The organism is Micromonospora echinofusca (genome assembly GCF_017614955.1).
Taxonomy (GTDB): domain Bacteria; phylum Actinomycetota; class Actinomycetes; order Mycobacteriales; family Micromonosporaceae; genus Micromonospora; species Micromonospora echinofusca_A.
This window is the reverse complement of the sequence record NZ_WVUH01000296.1, coordinates 1-9,195: the sequence shown is the minus strand read 5'-3', so window position 1 is coordinate 9,195 and position 9,195 is coordinate 1. Positions and strand designations below refer to the sequence as shown.

7 protein-coding genes and 2 pseudogenes are annotated in these 9,195 nt (G+C 73.5%); 4 read left to right on the top strand and 5 right to left on the bottom strand.

The features are described from left to right. Positions 1-818, bottom strand: a pseudogene (locus tag GSF22_RS25975) (hypothetical protein); the annotation flags it as partial. A 525-nt stretch (positions 819-1,343) separates the two neighbouring features. On the opposite strand from GSF22_RS25975, the gene GSF22_RS25970 reads away from it, so the two are divergent. Further along, positions 1,344-1,982, top strand: coding sequence for a TetR/AcrR family transcriptional regulator (locus GSF22_RS25970; RefSeq protein ID WP_208816362.1), 639 nt, complete (start codon positions 1,344-1,346; stop codon positions 1,980-1,982). 89 nt (positions 1,983-2,071) lie between these two features. Continuing rightward, positions 2,072-2,296 carry a DUF3107 domain-containing protein gene (locus GSF22_RS25965; protein ID WP_208816361.1) on the top strand — a complete coding sequence of 75 codons (225 nt, stop codon included), beginning with the start codon at positions 2,072-2,074 and terminating at the stop codon, positions 2,294-2,296. Positions 2,297-2,374: 78 nt separating this feature from the next. On the opposite strand, the gene GSF22_RS25960 is transcribed toward GSF22_RS25965, so the two are convergent. Beyond that, a complete protein-coding gene (locus GSF22_RS25960; RefSeq protein ID WP_208816360.1) occupies positions 2,375-3,031 on the bottom strand; it encodes a ferritin-like fold-containing protein in 657 nt (218 codons plus the stop codon). Between the two features lie 373 nt (positions 3,032-3,404). Here GSF22_RS25960 and GSF22_RS25955 point away from each other — a divergent pair, with 373 nt between their 5' ends. Further along, positions 3,405-5,057 (top strand): DEAD/DEAH box helicase, encoded by a 1,653-nt coding sequence (locus tag GSF22_RS25955; RefSeq protein WP_208816359.1) that lies wholly within the window; start codon positions 3,405-3,407, stop codon positions 5,055-5,057. Between the two features lie 313 nt (positions 5,058-5,370). Here GSF22_RS25955 and GSF22_RS25950 read toward each other — a convergent pair whose 3' ends face one another. Further along, a complete protein-coding gene (locus GSF22_RS25950; RefSeq protein WP_208816358.1) occupies positions 5,371-6,345 on the bottom strand; it encodes a TNT domain-containing protein in 975 nt (324 codons plus the stop codon). 296 nt (positions 6,346-6,641) lie between these two features. Between GSF22_RS25950 and GSF22_RS25945 the strand changes: the two genes are divergently transcribed. Next, complete coding sequence (locus GSF22_RS25945) at positions 6,642-7,787, top strand: class I SAM-dependent methyltransferase (RefSeq protein ID WP_208816357.1); 1,146 nt, start codon at positions 6,642-6,644, stop codon at positions 7,785-7,787. Here the strand turns inward: GSF22_RS25945 and GSF22_RS25940 are convergent. Together GSF22_RS25940 and GSF22_RS25935 are read right to left on the bottom strand one after the other, a co-directional pair. Next, the gene (locus tag GSF22_RS25940) at positions 7,774-8,712 is read right to left on the bottom strand and encodes a hypothetical protein (RefSeq protein ID WP_208816356.1); all 939 of its coding nucleotides are present in this window, start codon (positions 8,710-8,712) and stop codon (positions 7,774-7,776) included. The genes GSF22_RS25945 and GSF22_RS25940 overlap by 14 nt on opposite strands. Before the next feature lie 118 nt (positions 8,713-8,830). Continuing rightward, positions 8,831-9,195, bottom strand: a pseudogene (locus GSF22_RS25935) (recombinase RecQ); the annotation flags it as partial.

Here is a 9,195-nt window from a genome sequence, read left to right as displayed (position 1 = left end):
GCGTAGGCGGGGCGGGTCGGACCCGGATCGTGGCCCTCGCCGGCCCGGGACGGGTCCGGATAGGACGGTCCGGTGACCGGTCCGGCCGCTGGCGTCGGCGTCGGTCGTTCCGGGTGGCCCGGGTACGGCTGCTGCTCCGGCTCCGGTACGCCGGGCGGGGTCGGCTGCGGGTACCAGCTCGGTGACCACTCGTTCCGGGCCCGCCGCCCGCTCGGCTGCGGGTCCTCCGGCGCCCAGGGTGGCGCCCAGCCGGACTGCTGCGGACGGGAGGTGCCGGCGCCGTGCCGGACCCGCCCCTCGTCCGGGTGGGCGGGTGGTTCCTCGTGCCGGTTCACCGGGTCGCCGAAGGCGCCGGCCCAGCGTGGCCGGTGCGGTTCGGTACCGGCTCCACCGCCCTCGGTCGGGCGGTCGGCTGCCCGGAGATCGGCCGGTTCCGGCGGTACCGGCGAATTGGACGACGGCGGACCGCCCGCCGCTGCGGCGGCCACCGGGGTACCGGTGACCGGTGGCGCGGACGCCGGCCGGAGTGACTCGCGCCAGCCTGCCGGTTCGGCGCCGGGACCGGCGGACGGCTCGACCGTGCGGGACGGGTCGTCCGGGCCGTGGGCGTGCCGGGCGGACTCCTCACCCGGGTAGCGGGCGGACTCCTCACCCGGGTAGCGGGCCGACCCGTCGGTGGTGTGCCGCACCGGTTCCTCTCCGGCGTGCGGCGACGGATCGTCGTCGAGGTGCCGGGACAGGTCGGTGTCGCCGACCGGCGGAACGAGCCGTAGCCGGGTCTGCTCACCCGCCGGCGCCGGCCGCTGGGCCGGCACCATCAGACGGTCCTGGGTGGGCGGTTCGAGTGGGGGCTCCGCCCCCGGTGGTGCGCTGACCGGTGTGCCCGGGTCCGTCGGGTAGCGGTCCCACCGACGGTAACCGTTCAACGACCGACCGTTCACCTGCCGGACCGGCTCGGCCGGGGTGCCACCCGGCAGCGGTGCCGGCAGATCGCCGTGACGTGCGGAACTGGCCGCCCATCCGGTGCCCGGCTCCGGCTGTGCCCAGGGGGCTGGGGACCGGTCGTCGACCGGGGACGACCAACCGTCTTCGCGGGGGGCCCAACCGCCGGACGAACGGGCGGGGTCGTCGGACCGACCCGCCCTGTCGTCGTGCTCTCCCGGGGTGGCGGCCCCGGGTTGCCCTGCTTCGTCCACCGCGCGCTCCTTGGTCGCCTCCGCTGAGGCTACCGTGTGGTGACAGTGGCGATAAGTTACAGCGGCGGGCTATTTCGACGGCCGGGCGGTTGACCCGGCCATCTGGGGTAGTAGAAGGCCCGTACGGAGACATATTCGGAGGTACCCATGACAGCTGCGGGGAACGGCGCACAGACGGCCGGCCGTCCCACGCGCCTGCCACGATCGGCTCGGCGCAAGCAGCTGCTGGCGGCGGCGCAGGAGGTGTTCGTCGCGCAGGGCTACCACGCCGCGGCGATGGACGACATCGCCGAGCGGGCGGGGGTTTCCAAGCCCGTGCTCTACCAGCACTTCCCGGGGAAGCTGGAGCTCTACCTGGCGCTGCTGGACACGCACTGCGACGCGATCGTGGCCAAGGTGCACGACGCGATGAGCGGCACCACCGACAACAAGGAGCGGGTCAGCGGCGCCGTCCGGGCCTACTTCGACTTCATGGACCACGAGAGCGAGGCGTTCCGGCTGGTCTTCGAGTCGGACCTGCGCAACGACCCGGCGGTACGGCAGCGGGTGGAACGCGTCGAGCAGGGCTGCATCGCGGCGATCACCGACACCATCATCTCGGACACCGGGGTGAGCCGGGCCCACGCCGAGCTGCTCGCCTCCGGTTTGGTGGGTGCCGCCGAGACGGCGGCCCAGTTCTGGCTGGCCGGTGGCCGGCAGGTGCCCAAGGCGGAGGCCGAGGCGTTGCTCGCCGCACTCAGCTGGCGGGGGATTGCCAGTTTTCCGTTACAGGGTGAGCCTGCCTGAGCAGGGCAGATCGAGTCAGCCTGACCATTGCCCCCAGGATCGGCTAGCCTTCCCACGGCGGCAGTTTTCGCCCAGGATGAGGAGGCCACGTGGAGGTCAAGATCGGCGTGCAGTTCGCGCCGCGCGAACTGGTCATGGAGAGCGCGCAGTCGCCGGCCGAGATCGAGCAGATCGTGACCGATGCGATCGCCGGTGAGGGCACGCTGTCGCTGACCGACGAGAAGGGCCGGCGGATCATCGTGCCGGTCGCCAAGCTGGCCTATGTCGAGATCGCCGAGGCGTCGCCCCGAGCGGTGGGCTTCACCGTTCGCTGAGCACGACCGGCGGTCGCCCTTTCGCCTGACGGGACGTCCGGTAGCCGTTCACCGGCTGCCGGGCGTCCCGTCGACGGTTCAGTTGTTGAGCCCCACGGCGACCATGCGGGCGGTGTGCGCGGCGGTCAGCCGGCCGAACAACGCCTGGGCCCCGGCCTGGTCGCCGGAGCGTACGACGACGAGCGCGGTCAACGCGCCCCGTTCGGCGGCGACCCGGCCCGCCTGGGACAGCCCCTCCCCGAGCAGCCGCCTGGCCCACATGGAGAGCCGGTTGGCGACCTTCGGGTCGGCGGCGATCGCGGCCCGGATCTCGCCCGCGGCGAACTCGTCGTAGCGGGAGTCGTGCAGCACGTCGAGGACGAGCTGCCGGTCCGGCCCGGTCAGCGAGTCGGCGATCTCCCGGAGGAAGTCGTCGGCCAGGGCGTCCCCGACGTACGCCTTGGTCACCGCCTCCAGCCAGTCCTTCGGTTCGGTCGAGTCGTGGTACGCCTGCAGCGCGTCGACGTACGGCGCCATCGCGTCGTCCGGGGTGACGCCGAGTTCGGCGAGCCGGTCGGCGAGCCGTCGGTAGTTGGTGATCTCGACGGCGGCCATCTCACAGAGCGCGGCGCGGCGGCGCAGGTCGGGGGCGAGCCGCGCGTCGGCGGCCAGCCGGTCGAAGGCGAGCAGTTCGCCGTACGCGACCAGGCCGAGCAGGTCGACGACGGCCTCGGTGGGTTCTACGGGGGCGGACACGAGCGCAGGGTACCGCTGCACCGCCGCACCGGCCGGGCGGGAAGACGTGCGCCGGGCCCCGCGTTACGCAGGGGGACAGTGGCAGCAAGGACCGGCCGCGAGAGTGACCGGCGTCACATTCGTCGACCCTGCCGACAAGTACCCCCGCCGCAACCTGGGACGACGCCGACCCCGGTCAGGTAGCATGGGGCAGTTGCCGTGGGCGTCTGAGTCATCGAAGTTGCTGCCTACGGCGCGCGTGCGGCCCGGTTCGACCCGACAGGCCCGGTTTGAGACCTCGGCAGCCTGCCGTCGACCGTGTGGCCCGCGCCATACCGATACCGCGCCCTTTGGACCGATGGGGCGCACCACGAGAGGGCACCCCCACAGACACATGAGTGAGCAGATCGAGAACATCATGGCGGATCCGGAGCTGACCGCCGACGCACCGGTTCGTCCGGAAGCTCCCACCTTCGCCGACCTCGGCGCCCGTCCGGAGACCGTGGCGGCGCTCGCCGAGGCCGGGATCACCCGGGCCTTCGCCATCCAGGAGTACGCACTGCCGATCGCCCTGCGCGGCAGCGACCTGATCGGGCAGGCCCCGACCGGCACCGGCAAGACCCTCGGCTTCGGCGTACCGCTGCTGGAGCGGGTCTTCGCCCCGGGCGAGGGCAGCGACGGTCTGCCCCAGGCGCTCGTCGTCGTTCCCACCCGCGAGCTGGGCATCCAGGTCGCCAAGGACCTCGCCGCCGCCGGGAAGACCCGGGGCGTCCGGGTGCTGCCGATCTACGGCGGGGTGGCGTACGAGCCGCAGATCGAGGCGCTGCGTACCGGGGTGGAGATCCTGGTCGGTACGCCCGGTCGGTTGATGGACCTGGCCAAGCAGAAGCACCTCCGGCTGGACCGGATCCGCGCGCTGGTCCTCGACGAGGCCGACCGGATGCTGGACCTCGGCTTCCTCGACGACGTGGAGAAGATCCTGGCGATGCTGCCGGATGACCGGCAGACCATGCTCTTCTCGGCGACCATGCCGGACCCGATCGTCGCGCTGTCCCGCCGTTTCCTGCGGCAGCCGGTGACCATCCACGCCGGGCACACCGCCGAGACCGGCCCGTCGCCGTTGACCCGGCAACTGGTCTACCGCACCCACTCGATGAACAAGATCGAGGTGGTGGCACGCATCCTCCAGGCGGAGGGCCGTGGGCTGACCATGATCTTCACCCGGACCAAGCGGGCCGCCGACCGGGTCGCGGAGGACCTGGACTTCCGGGGCTTCGCGGTCGCAGCGGTGCACGGTGACCTGGGCCAGGGTGCCCGGGAGCGGGCGCTGCGGGCGTTCCGGGCTGGCAAGATCGACATCCTGGTCGCCACCGACGTGGCGGCCCGGGGGCTGGACGTCAGCGGCGTCACCCACGTCATCAACTACGACTGCCCGGAGGACCAGGACACCTACACGCACCGGATCGGTCGTACCGGCCGGGCCGGGGCGACCGGCGTCGCGGTGACCTTCGTCGACTGGGACGACATGCCGCGCTGGCGGATCATCGACAAGACCCTCGGGCTGGACATGCCCGAGCCGCCGGAGACGTACCACACCTCCCCGCACCTCTACACCGACCTGGACATCCCGACCGACGTCAGCGGCACCCTGCCGAGCGCGGAACGCACCCGGGCCGGGCTCTCCGCCGAGGTCGAGGAGGACCTGGGTGGCCGGTCCCGGCGCGGCGAGAGCCGGACCCGGGGCACCGGCCGGGGCGAGCGGGGTGACCGGGGCGAGCGGAGCCGCAGCCGGTCCCGCCGGGGCGACGACACTCCGGCCGCCGCCGTCGACGAGACCGTGGTGGCGGACGACGACTCCCCGCGTACCCCCCGCCGACGGCGTCGCCGCCGGGCCGGTGAGGTGGTCAGCGGTGAGCCGACCGCCGTGGTCACCGCCGAGGCAGGCGGGGACGTGACCACCGTCGAGGGCGAGGCGAAGCCGCGCCGTCGGCGTCGCCGGCGCAGCGGCTCCGGCGCGGGTACGCCCGCCGAGGCGACCACCGACTGAGTCGTACCACCGCCGTGCCGACGCACGGCAGCCTGCCCGACGACGGTGCCGGTCGACCGGTGAGCGCCTGGTAGAACGCGACACACGCGGCGTCCTCGGTGTCGAACACGGCCCGGACGTCGTGCACACCCCGCTCGTACGCGCCGATCTCCCAGCGCTGCCCGTCGGGGGTCCGGCGCAGGAACCAGTAGTCGGTCGGCACCGGTCCCGGCTCGTTCACCTCGGCCAGCCAGAACGCCGCCAGGGGCACCCCGGCCGACCGGAGTGCGGTTCGCAGCCGGTACCGGTCCAATCCGATCACCTGTTCCATGGGTCAGCCGACGGAGCCGGCCGGTACGCGGTCCGCCGGTCCGGCGGTGTCGTCACCGGCCACCGGTTCCCCGGCCGCCCAGGCGGGCCCGTCAGCCGGGTCGAGGTCGTCCCCGGTGACGTCGTCCCCGGACCGCTCGACCGTACCCGGCTCCTCGAAGATGCCGGACTCGTCGAAGACGACCGGCCCGTCGAGACTGCCGGACTCCTCGAAGATGCCCGGCCCGTCGGGGCCGTCCTCCAGCCGGCCGTCCGGGCCGCCGACCCGGTCACCACCGGTCGACCCGAGGGCGAGCAGGTGGTGGTAGGCCGGCTTCTCCTCGACCAGGTACCCGTTCGCCAGCAGCCAGGTGACGCTGAGGTTCGCCCCGGCCGTCGGCAGGTACGCCAGGTCCAGCTTGTACTGCACGCCGAGTCCGGGCTGGCCGAACCACGGCGCGATCGGACCGGCCGACACGGTGAACGGACGCACCACGCAGTAGACGTGGTAGTTGCTCAGCGGGGTACCGTCCGGGGTGTTCAGGCTCTGCGGTGGCAGCGACCGCTCGGCGAACGGCGTGTCGACCGGCGCCAGGAACGACCCGCCCGGGAAGCCGAACCGGTCGACGCGCACGCCCGGCCGCAGTTCCTTCGGGTACTTGACCGGCTGGCCGTTCTCGATCAGGAACCCGTCCGAGGGCGGGAAGATGTAGTTCCCGCCGGACCGGTAGGTGTCGACGAACTCCGCTTCGGTCAGGTCGCCGAAGCGTTCGTACCCGATCAACAGCGGGCCGACCGGCGGTTTGGTCGGCAGTTCGGCCGGGCCGAAGGCCGGCTCCCCCTGGAAGTAGCGGTCTGTCTCCGGGGCGGTCTGCGGGACTCCGGGCCGGCAGGTGGAGCCGTCGGTGCCGGTGGAGTCGGCCGCCGAGGCGGCGCTGGCGGACCCGAGGAACAGCCCGGCGCCGAGCAACGCGACACAGACTATCCGTGGCAATTTCATGAAATACCTCCTCATATCGGACAGACGACCGAGGTCATCATCGGGTCCGCAATCGGAAGGTGAGCCAGTTTCCGGACAACGACACCAGATGGGGTGGTTCCGAGCGAACGAGACGTGAAATCCACTTCGGTGCCGCTAACGGGACGTCTGCCAGCCGTCCTGCCCGGTGGGTGATGCCACGCCCCCGTCGGAGTCCGTAGCGACCTGCCGCAGCGTTCGGCCCGGCCCGGTGGGCGGCGCCACGTCCGGCCCGGCCCGGCGGGGAGCGCCGACCCGGCGACCAGGATGATGGAGCGATGCCCGAACAGCTCGACTCCGCCCTGGCCGAAGTACGCGGGTTGCTCCTCGACCCCGGCCTGACCCGCGCCGTCGCCGCCGGCCGCCGCCGGGGACAGCGACCGTCCGTGGTCCGCGCCGAGCTGCGTCCGGTCAGCCTGAAGTCGGGCACCCGGCTCCAGATCACCACGTCCGACGGGTCGCGGCCGTACACCCGCAACGTGGCGCAGGGCGCCGAGGCGGGCGCCGCCGTGGACGAACTCCTGGCCGAACCGTTCGGCAACTGGCACGTCGAGACGACCACCACGACCGTCCAGCTCCGGGTCACCAAGTCCGGGGAGGCCCAGGTCCACCGGGCGGCGACGGCCCGCCCCGAGGTGGCCCCCGCCGGGCACGACCGGGAGAAGGCGTACCTGCTGGACCCGGGCGATCCGATCTTCGACGTGATCGGCGGCACCGCCGCCAAGCGCCGGCAGGTCGACGCGTTCCTCCGCGCCCTCGCCGCGACCCTGCCCGACGACCTCACCGGGCCGCTGCGCGTGGTCGACCTGGGCTGCGGCAACGCGTACCTGACCTTCGCCGCCCACCGTTACCTCACCGGACGGGGGCTCGACGTGGAACTCGTCGGCGTCGACGTCCGCGAGGACCAGCGGCGGCGCAACACCGAGTTGGCCGACCGTCTCGGCTACGGCGACCGGGTCCGGTTCGTCGCCGGGACGATCCTGGACGCCGCCGTCGACCCCGCCCCGGACCTGGTCCTGGCGCTGCACGCCTGCGACACCGCGACCGACGAGGCCCTGGCCCGGGCGGTACGCTGGTCGGCCCGCTGGGTGCTCGCCGCCCCGTGCTGCCACCACGAGCTGGCGGCGCAGCTACGCGCCCGCCCCACCCCGGAGCCGTACGGCGCGGTGACCCGGCACGGCATCCTGCGGGAACGTTTCGCCGACGTGCTGACCGACGCGCTGCGCGCGGCACTGCTCCGGCTGCACGGCTACCGGGTCGACGTGGTCGAGTTCGTCGACTCCCGGCACACCCCGCGCAACCTGCTGCTCCGGGCCCGCCGCAGCGGTACGGACGGCACCGCCGAGCAGCTCGCGGAGTACCGGGAACTGGTCCGGCAGTGGCGGGTCGAGCCGCGCCTGGCGGCCCTGCTCAGCCAGCCGTGAGGGTGAACTCCGCCGTCCGCACCACGCCGCCCACCTGGAAGTCGAAGAAGAGGCGGTAGCGACCCGGGGACGGCACGCTGAGCCAGAACTTCACCGCGCCGTCGACCAGTGCCGGCTCGGGATGGACGTGCAGGTAGCCGAGGTCGCCTTCGCGGATCGCGACGAGGTGGCCGTACGCGCCGAGGTAACGCTCGATCCCGGTGACCGGGGCACCGTCGGCGGAGATCCGGAACAGCAGGGGGGCGCTCGCACCGATCTGCGGCGTGCCCTCGTACCCGACGGTGAAGCCGTCGACGGTCGCCGTCCGGGTGGCCGGCGGCAGCGTACGCGGCGCGTGGTCCCCCGCCGCGAGCAGGTCGACCCCGAGCGTGACCGGCGTCTGCCGGCCCGCCGCGTCCAGGGCGGTGAAGTCCGCGTACGCCCGCCAACTGCCCGCCGCGGTCAGGGTCAGCGGCACCCGCCAGGTGCCGTCCGTGGACATCGTCGGATGCAGGTGCTGGTAACCGGTCAGATCGCGGCGGACCACGATCAGGTGCATCGGCTTCTCGTGCACCACCGCGAAACCGGTGACCGCGCGTCGGGTGGCGTCCCGGATCTGGAAACGCAGCTCCTGCGGCCGGTCGACGGCGAAGGTGGTCTGCTCAGCCGTCAGGGTGTAACCGGCCTCGCTGAGTGCCAGCCCGCCGACCGTGTCGTCGGGCGTACCCGGGCCGTGGTCGTGCGCGCCCGTACCGGGTGAGTGGGAGTGCTCGGCCAGGGCCCCGGCCGGCACGCCACCTGCCGGCGTGCTCGCGGAGCCGACCGCGAACCGGCCGACCGCGAACCCGGCGACCAGGGCCACCACCAGCCCGCCCACGATGAGCGCGAGCCGGATGGTCCCGGGGTCGGTGGTGGTCGGCGCCGCCGTCGGCACATCTGCCGTCATGCCCGCCACGATACCCGCCGCCCGTATCGATGCTCGTCGTGGTCCCTCCGGCAGTGGCCCTGACCATGCCCGGTTGCCCCGCTCAGCCGGGCACCCCGCGCGGCAGTCCGACGCCCGCTCAGCCGGCCACCGCGAGGGCGAACGGCAGCACCACCGGCGCGCCGGCCCGCCGCAGCAGCCGGCCCGCCATCGTCATCGTCCACCCCGAGTCGACCAGGTCGTCGACGAGCAGGACCGGCCCGGTCAGCCCGGCCAGGGTCGCCGCCAGTTCGTCCGGCACGACCAGCGAGCCGTGCAGGGCGCGTACCCGCTGGGCGCTGTTGCCCCGCGCTCCCCCGCCGCCGCCCTCGGTGCGGACCGTACCCAGCAGCGGGAGCCGCCCCACGGCGGCGATCCGCTCGGCCAGCGAGCCGACCAGCCGGGGCCGGCGCCGGGAGCCGACCGCGACCACCCCCACCGGCCGCTCGGGCCACGGGTCGTCCC

Bases quoted from the DNA above. Each gene is read 5' to 3' on its own strand.
- GSF22_RS25970 (WP_208816362.1), top strand. From the start codon at position 1,344: ATGACAGCTGCGGGGAACGGCGCACAGACGGCCGGCCGTCCCACGCGC.
- GSF22_RS25955 (WP_208816359.1), top strand. From the start codon at position 3,405: ATGAGTGAGCAGATCGAGAACATCATGGCGGATCCGGAGCTGACCGCC.
- GSF22_RS25950 (WP_208816358.1), bottom strand. From the start codon at position 6,345: ATGAAATTGCCACGGATAGTCTGTGTCGCGTTGCTCGGCGCCGGGCTG.
- GSF22_RS25945 (WP_208816357.1), top strand. From the start codon at position 6,642: ATGCCCGAACAGCTCGACTCCGCCCTGGCCGAAGTACGCGGGTTGCTC.
- GSF22_RS25940 (WP_208816356.1), bottom strand. From the start codon at position 8,712: ATGACGGCAGATGTGCCGACGGCGGCGCCGACCACCACCGACCCCGGG.